Origin of the sequence: Fibrella rubiginis, assembly GCF_017353185.1 — a bacterium.
Lineage (GTDB): Bacteria > Bacteroidota > Bacteroidia > Cytophagales > Spirosomataceae > Fibrella > Fibrella rubiginis.
Genome location: NZ_JAFMYV010000004.1, coordinates 351,566 through 369,432 on the forward strand (window position 1 = coordinate 351,566; position 17,867 = coordinate 369,432).

Annotated in this window: 16 protein-coding genes; 10 read left to right on the forward strand and 6 right to left on the reverse strand. The window is 55.7% G+C overall.

Features of this window, described 5'->3' with window-relative positions; genetic code table 11:
* Positions 1-48: 48 nt before the first annotated feature.
* The 6 genes from J2I47_RS10780 to J2I47_RS10805 all read left to right on the forward strand — a co-directional run bounded on the left by J2I47_RS10780 (position 49) and on the right by J2I47_RS10805 (position 5,936).
* Entirely contained in the window at positions 49-477 is a 429-nt protein-coding gene (locus tag J2I47_RS10780) for an acyl-CoA thioesterase (RefSeq protein WP_207364583.1), read from the forward strand.
* A 19-nt stretch (positions 478-496) separates the two neighbouring features.
* Positions 497-1,447 (forward strand): YihY/virulence factor BrkB family protein, encoded by a 951-nt coding sequence (locus J2I47_RS10785; RefSeq protein WP_207364584.1) that lies wholly within the window; start codon positions 497-499, stop codon positions 1,445-1,447.
* A gap of 226 nt (positions 1,448-1,673) precedes the next feature.
* Entirely contained in the window at positions 1,674-2,741 is a 1,068-nt protein-coding gene (locus J2I47_RS10790) for a glycosyltransferase (RefSeq protein WP_310587656.1), read from the forward strand.
* A 79-nt stretch (positions 2,742-2,820) separates the two neighbouring features.
* Positions 2,821-3,447 carry an L-threonylcarbamoyladenylate synthase gene (locus tag J2I47_RS10795; protein ID WP_207364585.1) on the forward strand — a complete coding sequence of 209 codons (627 nt, stop codon included), beginning with the start codon at positions 2,821-2,823 and terminating at the stop codon, positions 3,445-3,447.
* Positions 3,448-3,492: 45 nt separating this feature from the next.
* The gene (locus J2I47_RS10800; RefSeq protein ID WP_207364586.1) at positions 3,493-4,929 is read left to right on the forward strand and encodes a purple acid phosphatase family protein; all 1,437 of its coding nucleotides are present in this window, start codon (positions 3,493-3,495) and stop codon (positions 4,927-4,929) included.
* 71 nt (positions 4,930-5,000) lie between these two features.
* Positions 5,001-5,936, forward strand: coding sequence for a S1/P1 nuclease (locus J2I47_RS10805; protein ID WP_207364587.1), 936 nt, complete (start codon positions 5,001-5,003; stop codon positions 5,934-5,936).
* A gap of 112 nt (positions 5,937-6,048) precedes the next feature.
* Here J2I47_RS10805 and J2I47_RS10810 read toward each other — a convergent pair whose 3' ends face one another.
* From J2I47_RS10810 to J2I47_RS10835, 6 genes are all read right to left on the reverse strand, one after another.
* Positions 6,049-6,798 (reverse strand): LytR/AlgR family response regulator transcription factor, encoded by a 750-nt coding sequence (locus tag J2I47_RS10810; protein ID WP_207364588.1) that lies wholly within the window; start codon positions 6,796-6,798, stop codon positions 6,049-6,051.
* An 8-nt stretch (positions 6,799-6,806) separates the two neighbouring features.
* Positions 6,807-8,573 carry a histidine kinase dimerization/phosphoacceptor domain -containing protein gene (locus tag J2I47_RS10815; protein WP_207364589.1) on the reverse strand — a complete coding sequence of 589 codons (1,767 nt, stop codon included), beginning with the start codon at positions 8,571-8,573 and terminating at the stop codon, positions 6,807-6,809.
* Positions 8,574-8,848: 275 nt separating this feature from the next.
* On the reverse strand, positions 8,849-10,078 hold the full coding sequence (locus J2I47_RS10820) for a 3-phosphoshikimate 1-carboxyvinyltransferase (protein WP_207364590.1): 1,230 nt from the start codon (positions 10,076-10,078) through the stop codon (positions 8,849-8,851).
* Positions 10,079-10,101: 23 nt separating this feature from the next.
* Entirely contained in the window at positions 10,102-10,542 is a 441-nt protein-coding gene (locus tag J2I47_RS10825) for a response regulator (RefSeq protein ID WP_207364591.1), read from the reverse strand.
* A 92-nt stretch (positions 10,543-10,634) separates the two neighbouring features.
* Positions 10,635-11,303, reverse strand: coding sequence for a hypothetical protein (locus J2I47_RS10830; RefSeq protein ID WP_207364592.1), 669 nt, complete (start codon positions 11,301-11,303; stop codon positions 10,635-10,637).
* 174 nt (positions 11,304-11,477) lie between these two features.
* Positions 11,478-12,035, reverse strand: a complete 558-nt coding sequence (locus tag J2I47_RS10835) for a DUF502 domain-containing protein (protein ID WP_310587658.1) — start codon at positions 12,033-12,035, stop codon at positions 11,478-11,480.
* 129 nt (positions 12,036-12,164) lie between these two features.
* Here J2I47_RS10835 and J2I47_RS10840 point away from each other — a divergent pair, with 129 nt between their 5' ends.
* From J2I47_RS10840 to J2I47_RS10855, 4 genes are all read left to right on the forward strand, one after another.
* Positions 12,165-13,232: an Ldh family oxidoreductase gene (locus J2I47_RS10840; RefSeq protein ID WP_207364593.1), complete on the forward strand. Its 1,068-nt coding sequence runs from the start codon at positions 12,165-12,167 to the stop codon at positions 13,230-13,232.
* Positions 13,233-13,300: 68 nt separating this feature from the next.
* Positions 13,301-14,332 carry a glycoside hydrolase family 43 protein gene (locus J2I47_RS10845; protein ID WP_207364594.1) on the forward strand — a complete coding sequence of 344 codons (1,032 nt, stop codon included), beginning with the start codon at positions 13,301-13,303 and terminating at the stop codon, positions 14,330-14,332.
* Between the two features lie 3 nt (positions 14,333-14,335).
* On the forward strand, positions 14,336-16,624 hold the full coding sequence (locus J2I47_RS10850; RefSeq protein ID WP_207364595.1) for a hypothetical protein: 2,289 nt from the start codon (positions 14,336-14,338) through the stop codon (positions 16,622-16,624).
* A gap of 59 nt (positions 16,625-16,683) precedes the next feature.
* Entirely contained in the window at positions 16,684-17,835 is a 1,152-nt protein-coding gene (locus J2I47_RS10855; RefSeq protein WP_207364596.1) for a L,D-transpeptidase family protein, read from the forward strand.
* Positions 17,836-17,867 lie beyond the last annotated feature (32 nt).

Sequence of the window (17,867 nt, forward strand, 5' to 3'; positions counted from 1 at the left end):
CATTGTTCATTGTACATTATACATTGTACATTATACATTCCCAGTAATATGTTCCGCTTCACCGCCGCCCCTTTTCGCGTTCGTTATGCCGACACTGACCAGATGGGGTATGTGTACTACGGCAACTATGGCCGGTTTTATGAAATTGGGCGGGTAGAGGCGTTGCGAAGTCTGGGGTTTCTGTACCGCGAGATGGAGGCCTCAGGGGTGCAGATGCCGGTATACGAGAACACGTCCCGTTATCACAAGCCCGCCCGCTACGACGACCTGCTTACCGTTGAGGTAACTATTCCTGAGATGCCCCGCGCCCGGATTGTGTTTCAATATGCCATCCGGAATGAGGTGGGCGAGTTGCTGAACACCGGCCAGACAACACTCGTTTTCCAACGCATAGACACCGGACGGTTGTGTGGTGCACCAGTAGCCCTGTTAGAACGACTCAAACCTTTCTTTGACCATGAAGTTGGTACGGTATAAGCAACGTAACTCAGCGAACATGTTTGAGAAATTAATGAGCCTCAAGGCGTTATCTGGTGCCCGGGTGTGGCTCCGCGATCACAATGCCTTTCATTCCAAACGTGACTGGTATACGTTTCTTAAGAAAATAACCGATGTTCTGACCGATAATGACCTCAGCGAACGGGCGGCATCGGTGGCCTACAACCTCATTCTGGCCATATTCCCTACCATCATTTTCCTTTTCACGCTCATCCCGTATATACCCAGCGTAAACGAGAATGCGATCATGGATTTCTTTGCCCGCGTGCTCCCCGGCGGTTCATTTGAAACGGTTGGCCCAACGCTCAAAGACATTATCAGTCGGCCAAGGGGTGGGGTGCTGTCGGTTGGCTTTTTGCTGGCGCTCTATTCAGCTACCAGCGGCATGGGTGCGCTGATGAACGCTTTCAACTCGTCGCACGAGGTTTCGGAACAGCGTACGTTTGTGTACAAAAAAGGGGTGGCGGTGGGGCTAACGGTAGCCCTGGCGCTGTCGTTGTTTCTGGCCATCACGCTGCTGGTGGTGGGGGGCGTCGTAATCGACTACCTGGCCCGCTTCGGCGTGTTCAACAACGTCGTTGTTTATTTTACCCTCAAAGTGGCCCGGTATCTGCTGGTGTTCGGCGTATTTGTGGGCGTAGTCTCGGTACTCTACCGCTACGGGCCCGACGTGAACATGAAGTGGACCTTTGTTACGCCGGGGTCGATTACGGCTTCGGTGCTGATTGTGCTGACTACGCTGGCATTTTCTTATTACGTCTCCAACTTCGGCTCGTATAACAAAGTGTACGGGTCAATTGGCACGTTGATCGCCCTAATGATCTGGACAAACCTGGTGTCACTGCTGCTTATCCTTGGCTTTGAGATCAATGTAAATCTGTTCGATCTGGAGGGCGAAAAGAACCCGTCGGTTGCCGCAAAAACAACAAACGCCACCTCCAACAAGTGAAGTGGCGTTTGCAAACCCTAACCCATAAATGTGATACAGAGTTAGGCAGGATACCAAGCTGGCCGTCCTGCCCGCGTCCTGTACCCATTACAGAGTAAAAATTGTGCCAGAAATGGCCGTACCGTCAAAATAATCCTAGTTTTTTCCGATGGCTCAAATCAATAGGGGTACCTGGTATTTTCTGCGTAAGTTTCGTTGTATATAAAAGCGCACCAAGTTGAACGTTGTGAATCGCCAGTCCGTCACCGTGCCTCGTCCGCTGCTGCCTATGGACCCGTTCCTGAATCAGCATCGTCCCTGGGTGTCGGTGATCTGCACCTGCTACAATCAAGCCGATTATGTAGTAGACAGCCTGCAATCAGTTATTAGTCAGCACTATGCCAACATCGAACTGGTCGTTATTGACAACGCCAGTACCGACGATTCTGCCGCCCGGATCGGCGATTTTTGCCAGCAGCACCCCGCCATTCGTTTCGTTCAGAATACGACCAATCTGGGCCTGTGCCGCGCCTTTAATCAGGGCCTGGCGCTCACCACGGGCGATTTTGTCATTGATCTGGCTGCCGACGACGTGCTGATGCCCAACCGCATAGCCCGGCAGGTAGAGCGCTTTTTATCGCTGCCTCACTTCTACGGCGTAGTCTTCAGCAATGCGGCGCTGATCAATGCCGGTGGTCAGGTGCTGGGACATCATTTTCCGCTGAATGCCGCCGGGCATTCAAGCGTGCCCGTACCCAGCGGCGATGTGTTTAAGGCCGTTCTGGACCGTTATTTCATCTGCACGCCCACCATGATGATGCGCCGCAGCATGCTCGACGAGCTGGGAGGTTACGATGAAGATCTGGCTTTTGAGGATTTCGACCTCTGGGTGCGGTCTTCACGCGAGTACCGCTATGCCTACATCGATGAGGTACTAACGCAAAAACGTCGCCTGCCGCACTCGTTAGGGCAGCAAATAAGCCTGCCCGGAAACGCCCTGCTGGAGTCGACGTTACGGGTATGTTACAAAGCCAAAAGCCTCTGCCAGACCCCCGACGAACGGCACATTTTAGCCAACCGGGTGCGGCAGTTTATCCGTAAATGTTTTTACGCCGAACAGCGCGAACTGGCTGATAAATTTGGGCGGCTACTACGCGAAATAGAAACACCAGATTTTGCTACCCGCCTGATTCTCAGGCTAGGACACCTCAAGCTGCCCATCAATGGCGTCTATCGGTACTACCTCACCCGCCGTGCGTTCAAAGCAGGCGCAGGAAGTGAGTTTAAAGTCCAGGGTTTAACGTTTAATGCTTAAAGGTCAAAGTTGCCCCGCGTCAGTATATTCGCGCCTTTAAGCGTTAAACGTTAAACCCTGGACTTTAAACTCACTTCCCGTGCCTGCTGAACTTGTCAAATTATATCCGGAAAACCCTGACCCACAACGGGTGCGTGAGGTGGCGAGGGCACTGCGCGAAGGGGCGGTAGTTATCTACCCGACTGATACGATCTATGGCCTCGGTTGCGACATTCATAATGCCCGGTCCGTAGAGCGCGTGGCCCGGATCAAGGGGATCAAACCGCAGAAGAATGATTTTTCTTTCATCTGCTACGACCTCAGCCACATTGCCGATTATGCGCGGGTAAGCAACCAGGCGTTCAAGCTCATGAAACGGCTGTTGCCAGGCCCTTATACGTTCATTCTCGATGCCACAAATAACGTGCCTAAGTTGTTGAACACCAACAAAAAAACGGTAGGTATTCGCGTTCCCGACAACAACATTCCCCGGCAGCTGGTGCAGGAATTGGGCAACCCCATCATCACGACGACCCTGCGCGACGAGACACCGGACACCGTAGAATACAGCACCGATCCTGAGTTGATTTTTGAGAAATATTACCACGATGTCGACATCATTATCGACGGGGGCATTGGCGGCTATGAACCCTCAACCATAGTCGATGCCACCACCGACGAGTTCAGGGTTGTCCGGCAGGGGTTGGGCGAAGTTGATTGGGAATGAATCTTTTCTCAACTTGAGCCATAGCCTGACCTGTCCCTGTTTTTCATGAAAAAAGCCGTACTGCTGGTTGCGTTTATTGCCATCACGCTAGCCTCCTGTGCCCAAAACAAATCATCCGACAAGTACTTTTTCGCAAAGCCGTACCTGCAGATTGGCCATCAACCCTCTCCTACCTCACTTCAACTGATCTGGCACACCACCGACGTCGATGCTGACTGGGTGGTTGAGTACCGCACCAGCGGCACCAGTGCCTGGACCCGAAGCTCCACGCCGACCCATCGGCGTGTGGCGGTGCGGAGCGTACGGTCGCACCGAATTTATCAGGCCGCGCTAACAGGCCTCAGACCGGGCACCCCGTTCGATTATCAGGTCCTAAAAGCTGGAAACGTCGTTTTTTCGGCTACGGGCCACGCGCCAAAAGCCGTTGATCAGCCGTACCGCTTCGTCGCTTTCGCCGACATTGGGGCCGAAACAACGGATCAGAAGCGGCTGGCTTATCAGGCCTACAGGGCCAATCCGGACCTGGTTGTGGTGCCCGGCGACATTGTGTATGACTACGGTCTGGTGTCGGAATACCGGTATAAATTCTGGCCCATCTACAACGCCGACAAGGCCGACAAGCATGGTGCGCCCCTGCTCCGGTCGGTGGCAATGGTGACGGCCCCCGGCAACCACGACACGGAAACCCGCAACCTGAACGACAAACCCGACGCCCTGGCTTATTACTACTACTGGAACCAACCACTCAACGGCCCGGTGGGCAATGAAGGTGGGCCACTGGTGCCGGTACTTACAGCCTCGAACCGCAACCGGTCGGCCTTTACGCAGGCCGCAGGCAACAATTACCCCCGCATGACCAACTATTCGTTCAATTTTGGTAATGCCCACTGGATCGTCATCGACTCGAACCCCTACGTCGATCTCGCCGATTCCACGCTACGGAACTGGGTGCGAAACGATCTGGCCGCCGCGCAGGGAGCAACCTGGCGCTTTGTCATGTATCATCACCCCGGCTTCAGTTCGTCGCGTACCCACTTCGAGCAGCAGCACATGCGCATGTTAAGTCCCCTGTTTGAAGCCGGCAACGTCGATGTAGTGTTCAATGGGCATGTGCACAACTACCAGCGCACGTTTCCATTGCGGTTTGTTCCCGACCCGGGTGGTGTGCAGATCGTGGCTGGTATGGGCAACCGAATGGCGCGCGGCCGGGCTGTAAACGGCCAGTTGACGCTCGATAAGGTCTTTGACGGAAAGACGCACACCACACCCAAAGGCATTGTTTATCTCATCACAGGCGCGGGAGGACAACTACTCTATGACCCGGAACAAAATGACGACCCCAGTTCTTACCAACCGTTTACTGATAAATTTGCCTCCAGCATTCACTCGCTGACCGTAGCCGACGTGAACGGTAAAACACTGATTATTAACCAACTCGACGTAAACGGTAAGACGATCGATTCGTTTACAATGACAAAATAGTGGCGTGACCGGCGCTTTTTGGTGTGTCAGCATATCGAAAAACACCGATCACCACGTCATTACACCACGCTATGAACCGCTCTTTTTCGCTTAAATCAGGCTGTGCATTACTGCTGTTGCTTTGCCTCACCGGCTCGTCTTTTGGCTGGAACAAGCCCACACACATGGCTATTGGCGCGATTGCTTACCGCGATATGCTGGCTAAATCGCCTAAACAACTGGTGCGGGTGCTGGCCATTTTGCGGCAACACCCCGACATGACTACCCGGTGGGCACCTATGCTCCGCGATTCGTCGCTGACCGAAAACGAAAAAAACGAGTATCTGTTTATGCTCGCCGCCCGCTGGCCCGACGACATTCGGGGGCAGAAAAACCCCAATGATCACCCCTCCTGGCACTACATTAACTACGTTTACAACCCCACACAGGGCGTGGCCCGCACCGATACTACCCTGGCTACGGGTGAAAACATCCTGCAGGCTTTTGCCCTAAACCGGCAGATACTTACCAGCAACGCTCCCGACAGCACCAAGGCCATTGCCCTTTGCTGGCTGTTTCACCTCGCTGGCGACGTACACATGCCCCTGCACACGGCGGCCCTCGTCAGCCCGCAATTTCCCGATGGCGACCGGGGCGGTAATCTGTTCAAAATCAAAGTGAGCATGAGCAACCCCACGTTGAACCTTCATGCCTTCTGGGACGGGATGTTGCTGGGTACCGACACCTACCGTGCCGCCGACCAACTGGCTATTCAACTGGGGCAGGCCCATACGCGGCGGCAGGTACCCCACCGGCGCAGTACGGACATCGGCGAATGGTCTCGCGAGAGCTTTGATCTAGCGCGGAACCTGGCCTATAAACAAGGCACCCTCACCGCAGGCACGGGAGACAACGGCGTGGTCCTCCCCTCCGACTATGTCTCGACCGTAAAGCCCATTGCTGAGCAGCAGGTAGCCTTTTCCGGCCATCGACTCGCCACAGTGCTCCGACAGGAAGTAAGGGAATGATGAGTGATGAGCGGTCCGCCGCCGCGGTGATGAATTGGCTGACGCCAGCAGATACTGTTGCGTCAGCCAATTCATCACCGCGGCGGCGGACCGCTTATCACTCATCATTCCCTTACTTAGGTGGTTTGGTGCGAATGACGGTTAGCTTTTTGATCAGTTCTTTGCGGCCCGTCGGCTGAATGTCGAGCGTGATTTTGCCATCTGAAAAAATCAGGCTGTTGTCTTTTAGCTGCTTCACGTGGCTGAGGTTGACTACGTAGGAACGTGACAGCCGGAAAAACGTGGCCCCCCGAAAGTACTGAGCTACTGTGTTCAGGTTTGTTGTTACCAGGTGCTTTGAGGCGTCGGCTAACACAATGTGAGCGTATGATTTGGCAGCCTCGATGTAGAGTACATCAGCCACGGTCACTTTTTCGTACCCATCCTTGATCGGTACCCACACATAGGTAGCCATCAGCGCATCGACCGTCTCGCTCTGGGTCGACTGGAAGTTGTGGTAGGCCAGGTCGATGTTCATAAGCAGTTCGTCGGTTCGAAAGGGCTTCAGCAGGTAGGCCGCCGGCATGGTTTCAATGGCCGACTGGTAGGTGGCCAGTTCAGGATCGGCGGTCAGGAAAATGATCGGCATGTGGTGTTGCTCCAGCAACTCACGGGCGGTGGCAATGCCGTTGCCCGTCGATTTTTCGTCGAGCTGAATGTCAATCAGGGCCAGGTCAGGACGTTGTGTTTTCACGGCCGTCACCGCTGACTGAAGCGTTCGCGCCATGCCCGTAACCGTGTGCCCCGCTTTCTCCAGCGTTTGACGCAGGTGCATGGCCGTGATGGTGTTGTCTTCAACAATGAGGATGGCTAAAGGAGTCATGGTGCGGATCAGGCGTTGAATTCGAGAGAAAATACGGTGCCTTGCCCCAACCCTTTCCCTCCCGAATCGAAGTGCCCCCGACCGTTTAGCTGCGTAACCTGTGCCTCGATGAGCATAAGGCCAAACGTGCGTTTTTTAGCTACCAGCAAATTGTCGGTCTGAAGTTGCGACACGTCTACCTCCGTCAGACCGGGTCCGTTGTCGGCCACATCGAGCAGCACCAGCCGGCCTTTGCGACGGCAGTGAATCCAAAGCTGAGGATTTGCATTACCGGGAAAGGCATACTTGCAGGCATTTGTCGTTAACTCGTTCATAATCAACCCTAAAGGCGTTGCCTTGTCGGCCGATAGGTAGATGGTATCGATGGAAAAACGAACGGAAGCAGACTGGCAGCCAAACGTAATCAACACCCCATTCACCAGTTCACGAATAAATTCGTCGAGGTCAACAAGGGCCAGTTGTTCGCCATCGTAGAGGCGGCGGTGCAAAATGGCCATCGACTGCACACGGAGCTGGCTCTCTTCCACAGCCTGTTTGGCGGCCTCGTCTGTCAGTCGGCTGGCCTGCAGGCTAAGCAGACTCGACACCACCTGCAGGTTATTCTTTACCCGGTGATTTTGTTCTTTCACCAGTTCGGCATTCTGGCGGCTGATGCGCTCATTTTTTTGGTTCAACCGGAAAAAAGTAGCCAGCAGGCCAATAGCCATCAGTAGCAGTCCAACCATAGCCAGGGTAAGCCATTGCTGGGTTCTGAGGTTTGTTGCCCGCAAACCCAGTTCGCGTTTCTGCGTGGCCAGCAGGGCTTCTTTTTTCTCGGTGTCGTACTCAATGTTCAGGCGGCTGATGGCTCCGTCGCGGTCGGCCAGGATCTGGCTTCGCTCCAGCTCATGCTGCCGTTTTAGCCGGTCGAAGGCGGCCTGCCACTGGCCAGTGGCGGTGTAGTAGTTTACAAAACTGGTCTCCAGCCCTAATCGCAGGTCATATTCATTCAGTTTATGGCTGATATAGAACTGTTCGGCCTGTTGTAGGGCCTGGTAGGCTAATGCCGGTTTGCCAAACGTCACGTAGGCACCTGCCAGCTGCAACATGGCATTTACCCGGATGCCTTCTTTATGTTTAAGTGCAAACAAACGCAGGGCCTCTTTCAGATACACAATAGCCTGTTTGTCAAGCCTTTTGACCAGCAAAGCACCAATATTCATGTTGCATTCGGCAATACCCAGTGTGTCATTCAGCTTATAACAGAACGCTTCAGCCTGCCGAAAATAGGTCAGCACCTGGGCAAACTTGGTGGTGTCGGTGCGCAGTTGGCCCGCCCAGTGATCCTGGTAAAGCAGGGCCATGTTGCCATAGGCGCGTACCAGCGCCCTGTCTTTGTCTGACCGACTCTGCTGCGCCACTAGCATTGCCCGCTTCGCATAGGTCAGCGCCTCGTCAAATCGGCCCAGCTTGTTTTCGGTTTCGCTAAGCCGCACATACAGCCGGCTTAGTTCAAAAGAGGCGCCGCGGGGTTCGTGGACGTGCAATGCTTTCAGGAAATATGCCTGTGCTGTGGGGAGGTCACCCGCGAAAACGTAGGTTTTGCCGAAGAGGTACCAGGCTTCGGCCAACTGCAGCGAGTCTTTTTCCCGTATAGCTTTCTGCTCCAGGGCGCGGGCCTTGGCCAGCCGTTCGGGGCGTAGTTTCAGGTGAATAGGTGCCTGCGTTAATCCTACAGTAGACGTTAATAGCCAGAGCAGGATGCCCAGACAGACAATCAGGGTAGAGCGAATCATCTCGGTGAGGCCAGGTAACGAGAGGCACAATCAGGTAGCTTACCAAATGTACTGATTGACACGGTTTTAGTGCAAAGGTTTTTCGTTCGTTTGAAAAAAACACCCGCCCGCAAGAAAAAACGCCACCCTGGTAACATTGCCCTTGACGCCACTGCCAGAAAACTGCAGTTTGGTCTTCCAGACAGGCTAATCAATCCGGATTGTCTGTCCAGCCAGTATGCTTTCCGCCTATATCAACGCCAGCGAGACAGACATCTCACCCATGACATGTGCCCTTAGTTAACCCCGGCAATCGTCGCGAAATCGGCCCAGAACGACGGGTATGATTTCGCGACTACGCCGGGTTCTTCAATGACAACAGGGCGAAGCATGGCAATTGGAGCAAAGGCCATGGCCATGCGGTGGTCATCGTAGGTATCAACCCTAACCAGCTCTCTGTCAGCTACATAGTTAGAGGACTGTATTTCATAACGGCTATTCGTTTCTACCTCCACCATGTCGGCTCCGAACTTGCGGAGTTCAGTCTGAATGGCCAGTACACGGTCTGTTTCTTTGATTTTCAGGCTTTCAATACCCGTAAACGTGGCTGAAATTCCTTTCATGGCGCAACATACGGCCACTGTCTGCGCCAGGTCGGGGCAGTTGGTAAAATCGACGGTTATGTGGTTGGCAGCGGGCTTTTTAGTGAGCCGGAAACCCTGCCCTGTATACGTTGCCTGTACGCCCAGTTGGTCCATAATGCCCACAATGGCACTGTCGCCTTGTAATGATTGCTCCTTGAGGCCCAATAAGTCCAGTTCGGCGTCGGTCGCCAGGGCCACCACACTAAACCAGTAGCTTGCCCCTGACCAGTCCGACTCAATAGCGTAGGTGGTGGGCTGGTACGTACCGGCCGGAATGCGAATGGTTTGGGCGGTCCAGTCGGCTTCGGTTTCCACGCCAAACGCGGCCATCTGCTGCAGGGTCATGGTCATGTAGGGCACTGATCCCAGCGCTCCCGTTAAATGCATCGTCAGGCCGTTGGGCAGGTAAGGCGCCAGCATCGCCAGCGCCGAAATATACTGACTGCTCACGTCGCCCCGGATGCTGAGGTCGCTCACCCCCGTTGCCTTGAACCCGCGCGTCTGAATGGGTGGGTAACCTTCTTTACCCAGGTAGGCTACGTCGGCGCCTAACGTACGCAGTGCATCGACCAGCAGGCCAATGGGCCGTTCGCACATGCGGGGCGTGCCGGTCATGGTTTTGGTCTGTCCAGTCAGCGCAAAATAAGCCGTCAGAAAGCGCATAGTCGTGCCCGCGTCGAGTACGTCGGCGGTGGAGTCGCTGGCGCGAAGCAGCCGGATCATGGTCTGGGTATCGCGGGCAGAAGCGAGGTTCTGAAGGTCGCAGCGAAAGCCCGTCAGTGCGTCGATGATCAGGGCGCGGTTACTTTCACTTTTCGACGAGGCGAGGGCAATGGTGGCCCGGACGGGCTGGGTAGGGGGAGTCAGCAAAACGGCATTCATGCCGCAAAACAACGCAATTTTGCTTAACTGTCAGCAGCATTACCCGTTTGAGAGGGGCGTGGCAACTGGGCAATATTGAGCCAGAACTGCTCTAGCTGCTGCACCGTGCGCAGTAAATCGGCGTACTGGTGCGGCTTGGTGATGAATGAATTGGCGCCCATTTCATAGGCCCGCTGTACATCGCTGTGCTGGTTGGACGTGGTGAGAATCACCACAGGGAGGGTTTCGTAGGCGGTTTGACTACGCAGTTGAGCCAGGGTCTGGAACCCGTCCAGAATAGGCATGTTCAGATCGAGCAGCACCAGTGTGGGCGGTTCAACGGCTATAGTGAGTTGTCTCAGCAGTTGTTCTCCGTTTCCAAAAAATTTAAGCTGGCAACCCAAACCAGTTGACGCAAACGCGGTCTGGAGCAGAAACTGGTCGTCTTCATCATCATCGGCAATGTAAATGGTATGTGGAGTCATAGTGAGTGATTGTGGCTCACAAATGTCCTATTATTAGCTAAAAAATCAACGGCATTGTCAAAGAAACTCAGTGGCAGCACGTAAGTCGCTGCTTAGCGGGTCCAGAGAATTTTTAGCTGGTTTCGGCCACTGGTGCTGTATGACCGGTGCGAAAACGCGTAACAAATGCCACCGCCCAGAACCAGTAGTCCCGCCGGCACCAGGTTGCGATGGTCCAGATGAACGGCGAGCCTGTTGTTGTCATCGCGCCCATTAACAAAATCAGCGACCAGGTACACCACTGCCGCCACGGGCAGAATGTACGCTGCCTGACTCACAAACGGAATGCGCCGATTGATATACACCCGCCGCACGTCGGCTACGGCAAACGAAAGCGGCTGAGGCTGTTCGTAAAGTTCATTCTGGAAAGCAATCGTAAACGAGGTATCGTTGATGCTGGTGAGGGGCGACCGGTAGTGCGTTCTTTCGGTTTTGTTTTTAAAGGAAATCACCTCACCGGGAAAGATGCGGTACCGCCGAAACCGCCCCATCATACCCGTCACGTCGAGGGCCAGGTAGCGCCTTTTCAGCATAGCCCGTTTGGTCGAATCGGTAACGGGGAGCCCCTGCGCATCGAGGGTAGGCTGCAAACGGGCAGGCGATTCGGGCCGGTTGGGTGGTTCGGCCAGTTGCACGCCCGGCACCGTACCCGGCTGCGCCAGGGCCACCTGCGCCACCCAACTCAGCCACACCCCCACCACAAACACAATTCCAGTTTTCATAAACACACCGTTATACGCCCATAACCCGAAGCCACGAGGAAAGGTTGGAAGAAGGAGATTTACGAATGACGATGTACGAATTATGATTTATTGCTTTCGCCGGAGTACACCGGCTTTAGCCTGTTCGCGAAAGTAATAAATCGTAATTCGTACATCGTCATTCGTAAATCTCCTTCACTTCCCACTCACTCCGCCCGACACGATGAGCTTCATGACGTCGGCACTGGGCAGGTTGAGGAGTTTGACGTTTTCGGCGGGGACGATGTAGAGTTCACCCGAAAACGCATAGGAATGCGGCAGGTAGACCATGATGGCGTCGGTGATGCCCAGGCGCGAGAGGTCGGTCTGAGTGATGAAGCCAATCTTGCGAACGCCCGCCTCTCGGTTCATCATGACAAGTACGGGCTGATTGAATTTTTTCTTGTCACCCACAAAGGCCGAAATCAGGTCTTTAACGGAGAAATAAATCAGGCTCACCAGCGGCAAATGCCGGATAGACCCTTCCACCAACCCCGCAAAGGATTTGGGTAACACGGTGGAAATCAGCACACCCGACCCCAGAATGATGCCGAACATGATCAGAAAGCCAACACCGGGCATGTCGATAGGTACCAGTCCGTCGACCCAGATAAACACGCTGTAGATGATGTAGATGGTGAGCCCCAGCGGAGTGACGCCCAACAGCCCCCGCCCGAAATAAGTGACCAGGCGATTAATGATTTTTCTGTACACGGTGAAGAAAGTCGATAGTCGTAAGTCGATAGTCAATAGTCGGTTGCGGCCCGATGCCTCGGCGCGAAGCTACTCACGCGCCAGCCGACTATTGACTATCGACTTACGACTATCGCCTATTTTTGCTTCATGATTCATGCCAAGCCGCTGCGCTCGTTTACCGAGCAAATTTTCAGGGCCATCGGGTGTTCCGATACCGATGCCCAACTCGCCGCTGATGTACTGATTGCTGCCGATTTACGGGGCGTCGACTCCCACGGCGTAGCGCGCCTCCCTGGGTACGTGCGGCTGTTTGACCACGGTCGGCTTAACCCCACGCCCACGATTCGGGTGGTGCACGAAACGCCCTCCACGGCCGTAGTCGACGGGGACCGGGGGCTGGGACTGGTGGTGGGCCCATGGGCTATGCGCGTGGCTATCGAAAAGGCCCGCATGGCGGGTACGGGCTGGGTGGCGGTGCGCAACTCCAACCATTTCGGCATTGCGGGCTATCATGCTCTGCTGGCCGTAGACCACGATATGATCGGGCAGGCCATGACTCATGCCGCGCCGCTGGTAGCCCCCACCTTTTCGCTCGATAAACTACTGGGCACCAACCCGATAGCTGTAGCCATTCCCGCCGCTACGGAGCCGCCTTTTCTGGCCGATTTTGCCTCCACCGCCGTGGCCTACGGCAAGCTCGAGATTCTGCAACGCAAGGGTCAGCCCATTCCCGAAGGCTGGGCACAGGATGCCGACGGTCGGCCCACTACTGATGCCTACGCCGTGAAAAATGGCGGCGCCCTGCTGCCACTGGGGTCCGACCGCGAACATGGCAGCCACAAAGGCTACGGGCTGGGGGCCATTGTCGATATTTTTTCGGGCGTACTCTCCGGGGCAAATTACGGGCCGTGGGTGCCCCCGTTTGCCACGGCGGGGTTCATGACTGCCGACGAGGGCGTGGGCGTGGGAACGGGCCATTTTTTCGGGGCCATGCGCGTTGATGCTTTCCGCCCTGCCGACGATTTCAAGAACCATATGGACACCTGGATTCAGCGGTTCCGGTCGGCCAAAGCCGTAGAGGGTCAGCGTGTGCTCGTCCCCGGCGACCCGGAGCGCGAGATGGAAGCGCAACGGCTGGTTGAGGGGATTCCCGTGCACGAAACGGTGCTCAAAAGTTTGGAGGAACTCGGTGAACGGTTTGGGGTAACGTTATGAAGGGGTAGTTTCAGCAGGATAGTTTCAGCCCAAACTGCCTTTGCCAAGAGACGCTAACACATCCCGTTATGAAACACGTTGTCTTACTCCTGCTTGCCTGCCTCATCACGCTGTCGTCAATGGCACAGCGCACCTTCACAAACCCGCTGAAACCGTCGGGACCCGACCCGTGGGTGCTGCAAACGGGAGGCTGGTATTACTACATGAACACCACGGGGCGTGATCTGACCCTCTGGCGAACGCACAACCTCGCCGACCTGGGCACTGCCGAAAAGAAAGTCATCTTCACGCCCCCCACCGGCACCGGCTATTCCAGGGACCTGTGGGCGCCTGAAATTCATTTTCTGGACAACAAGTGGTATGTCTACTTCGCCGCTGATTCACTCAACAACCTTACCCACCGAATATGGGTACTCGAAAACACCGCCGCCGACCCCTTTACGGGTACCTGGACCGTGCGGGGCAAAATCGGCGACCGCGACGACCACTGGGCCATTGACCTGTCGGTGTTCGATTTTGGGGGAAAACGCTACGCTGTCTGGTCGGGCTGGGAAGGCACCAAAAATGGGCAGCAGGACATCTATATTAGCCGGATGACCAATCCCTGGACGCTGAAAAAAGGGAAGCGCACCAGAATTTCGTCGCCTACGTATGCCTGGGAGCAGCACGGCGACATGTCGGCAGAGGGGATCAAAAACGGGGAGCCAGTACGGATTCTGGTCAATGAAGGTCCCGAAGCCCTGCAACATGACGGCCGGTTGTTTGTGGTGTATTCGGCCAACGCCTGCTGGCTCGACTACTGCCTGGGTCTGCTCACCTATCGGGGCAAAGGCAATTTGCTGAAGGCCAAAAACTGGATCAAATCGCCCACGCCCGTATTTACGCAGGCGCCTGAAAATGGCGTATATGCACCCGGCCACGGTGGCTTTTTCGTCGATGGCAAAGGCCAGAACTGGATGATCTACCACGCCAACCCCACCGGCACCGACGGCTGCGGCAACAAACGCGCGCCCCACATACAGCCCTTTGCCTGGAACGCCGATGGCTCACCAAACTTTGGTAAACCTATCCCGAAAACGCCAATGGCCGGGCCGCAGTAACCTATGCCAACATACCTGACATTCCTGCTGCTCTTTATCAGCCTCGGCCTCCACGCCCAGCCAACGATGTCGCTGGGTGCGTTGCCCGACGGGCAGACCGTGCGGTTTATACAGAACAAGGATAAAACATACGGCATTGCCATTGGACCGCGCTTTCGGCAACCCCAACCAGTAGACTGGCTGGTCATACTACGCGACTCAACCAACCAGGCGGGGGCCGTCAGCAATGCGTATGGGTACACTACCGTTCGCGTGACGGGCAGGAAAGCCGTGTGCCGGGCAGTAGACACCCCTGACCCGGCAGAACAAGCTATGCTGGTGGAGGACGAATGGACACTCGCGGGCGACGAACTGCGCGTGGTCCGGACACTTCGCATCTTAAAAGACCCCGCCAAAGGCTACCAGTCGTGGATCAATACGGAGTTGCACTTGCGGCAGGATACACCCAATAGCACACGAACGGATTATGACCTGTTTGTGCCTGGTATGGTCTACGGCACCCTGCAGAACCTGCCACCCAAAGCAATTGGCGGGCCTCTGTCCTATCCAAACACCGCTGAAGGGGGCCTGATGATTCGCGAAGATCGCCTGCCCCTGCCAATGGTGAGCCTGCGGTGGGCCGACGGCTCGTCGGTTCTGGTGCTCAATCCACAGCCCAACGGCGCAACAACCCTACAGGACAGCGAAGACTTCCGGCAGGTAGACGGGGCAACTCAACAACAAACAGAACCAGTGTGGCTGGCCGATGAACGCTTTGGGTTCGGCTCACTGCTGGCCGGCCACGACAGCAAAGGCATTACGTTTGGCTATACCTACCCCGGCTCAGAAGCGCCCGTTACCTACCGGGGTAACACCTACCCCGACGTGGGCGTATCCGCGCAGCGGCTGCGCTTTTTTCCGCTGAAAAAAGGCCTGACAAAATCATTCAGCCTTGTCTTTCGCTTCACCAAAACGCCCGACTTCCCGACGCTGATGCGCGAAAGCTGGCGGTGGGCGTGGCAGCGACTCAACCCGGCGGTTCACCTGCACGACCTTACTGTGGCGCGGCAGGCGCTGATCGCGCAGTTGAGCAGTCAGGTGGAGGAACGCACCTTGCCTGATGGCTCGCGGCTGACGGGTATTCCTAACTGGCGACCGGCGGTGTCATCTGACAAACGCAACCGCGACGCCATGTGCATAATGGGTTTTACGGGTAAAGCCCTCGAATCGGCGGAGTTTCTGCTCTGGGCGGCCGACCACCTGCGCGGGCAGGTCCCCGCCGATTCCCTGGCTGCTTATCGCCGAAAAGGGACAGGACTGTTCAACACGTTTGTAAAGCGCGTAAAACTAGGCCCACCCAACGCTGAGGGCTACAACATGGACACCGGCACCCTCGGCGACGCCTACCCCAACGATGGTGTGGGCTACCTGCGCTCCTACAGCGACGACCTAAAGGCTACCCTCCGGGCCATCCGCCGCGAGGCCAAAGCCGGTCGGCAGCACCCCGACTGGCTGGCCTGGGTCCGCTCCTTCGGCGACTGGCTCCTGACCCAACAACGCCCCGACGGCGGCATTCCCCGTTCCTGGAAAACCGGTTCTGGTGTCGTGCAGGATACGTCTACTACGTCGGGCTACAATGCCATTCCGATGCTGGTGCTGTTGAGTCAACAAACTGGCAACGATAGTTACCGAAAAGCGGCCATCCGGGCGGGTGAGTTTGCCTGGCAACGCAGCGGACAGCGGTTCGGGCGGTTTACGGGCGGGACAATTGACAACCCCAACGTGGTTGATAAAGAGGCCGGCACCCTTTCGCTGGAAGCGTACCTGGCCCTGTACGAAGCCACCAAAGAAGCGAAATGGCTCGACCGCGCCAAAGCCGCCGCCGATTTCGCCGCCACCTGGATCTACGGCTGGAACGTGCCCATGCCCGTAGATGCCCCCGACTCGTCGCTGGCCTGGAAACGCGGTGTATCTACGGTTGGCGTTCAGCTTATCGCCACTGGTCACTCGCTCGTTGACCACTACATGGCCTTCGACGCCGACGAATACGCTCGCCTCTACCGCTACACCAACGACCCGTTCTACCGCGACATCGCCCGGCTGATGCTCCATAATTCGCTCAACATGACCGCCCTGCCCGGAAGCGTCTACGACCTGCGCGGTCCCGGCTGGCAACAGGAACACTGGAGCCTGGCCCCGTGGCGAGGGCATGGATTTCATCGGGGCTGGCTACCCTGGGTATCGTGCAGCCACCTGAACGGCCTGATCGGTTTGGAAGAATTCGACGCAGCACTATACCAACGGTTGAAGTAACGGGTTGGCATATGAATCAATTTAGATAACATTTGCCCCTGTTGTTTCGTCTTTATAGTATGACTCAACGCACCATTCTGACATTAGGAGCCAGCCTGCTTTCGGCGGCAACCTTGTTTACGCATTGCAACCAAAAGCCAAAACCCGACGATGTGGCGCTGCATCTCCGCGCGGCCCGGCACATGGCCGATTCTCTGGGTATCGACACCACACGCTATGCATCGACAAACCCGGAGACGCTGGAAAAGCTGCTAACCGAGATCAGGTACGGGCAGAAACCGACTGACCAATCGTTTAGCAAACTGCCCGAAAAAATAGATACGGCCGTGATTGGCTCAGCCATGCGCACGGCGGATCCAGTGGCGGCGTTACAGGCTAAAAACCCCGTTTTCGCACCATACAAGGCCCTGCTTACGCAGTATAACCAGGTGAAGAAAACGGCCACGCCCACGCAGCTGGCCGAGATCAGGCAGACGCTCAATTTCTACCGCTACCTCAACCGGTTTGCTACCGACAAGTTTATTGTGGTTAACATCCCCGCAGCCCGCTTGGCGGTGTATGACAAAGCCGGAAACCGCGAATTACCGATGGCCGTGATTGTGGGGAAGGCCGACAAATCGACGCCCCGGTTCAATTGCTACCTGACCGATATTGTGGCCTACCCTTACTGGAATGTGCCCCAGGGCATTGCAATGAAGGAGATTGTGCCAAAAGTGCAGGCAAACGCCAGCTACCTCGACAGTCAGAACATGGAAATACTGGACAGCCATGATCAGCCCGTCGATCCTGAATCCATCGATTGGGCAAGCGTATCGACGTCAAATTTTCCGTATCGGTTCCGGCAAACGTCGGGTTGCCATAACTCACTGGGACTGATCAAGTTCACCCTCAACGGTCCGCCTGCCATTTATTTCCACGACACCAACGCCCGTCAGCTTTTCGACCAGACCACCGACCACTGGCGTAGTCACGGTTGCGTACGGGTAGAGAAACCCGTGGAACTGGCCAACTTCGTGCTGGGTGCCCCCAAATTTGATCAGGGTTTCTACGATCGCTGCCTCACCGACCAAACGCCAAGTACGTTTAAACTACCCAAACCCTTTGCCGTATTCGTAACCTACAACCTCGCCGACGTTGACGAAACGGGTAAGCTGGTGTATTACAAAGACGTATACGGCTTGGGAAAGGCAGGTTCAATCGCAAGGCGCTAGTAGAATTGTGCTAAGGCTACGCGGCAGCAACC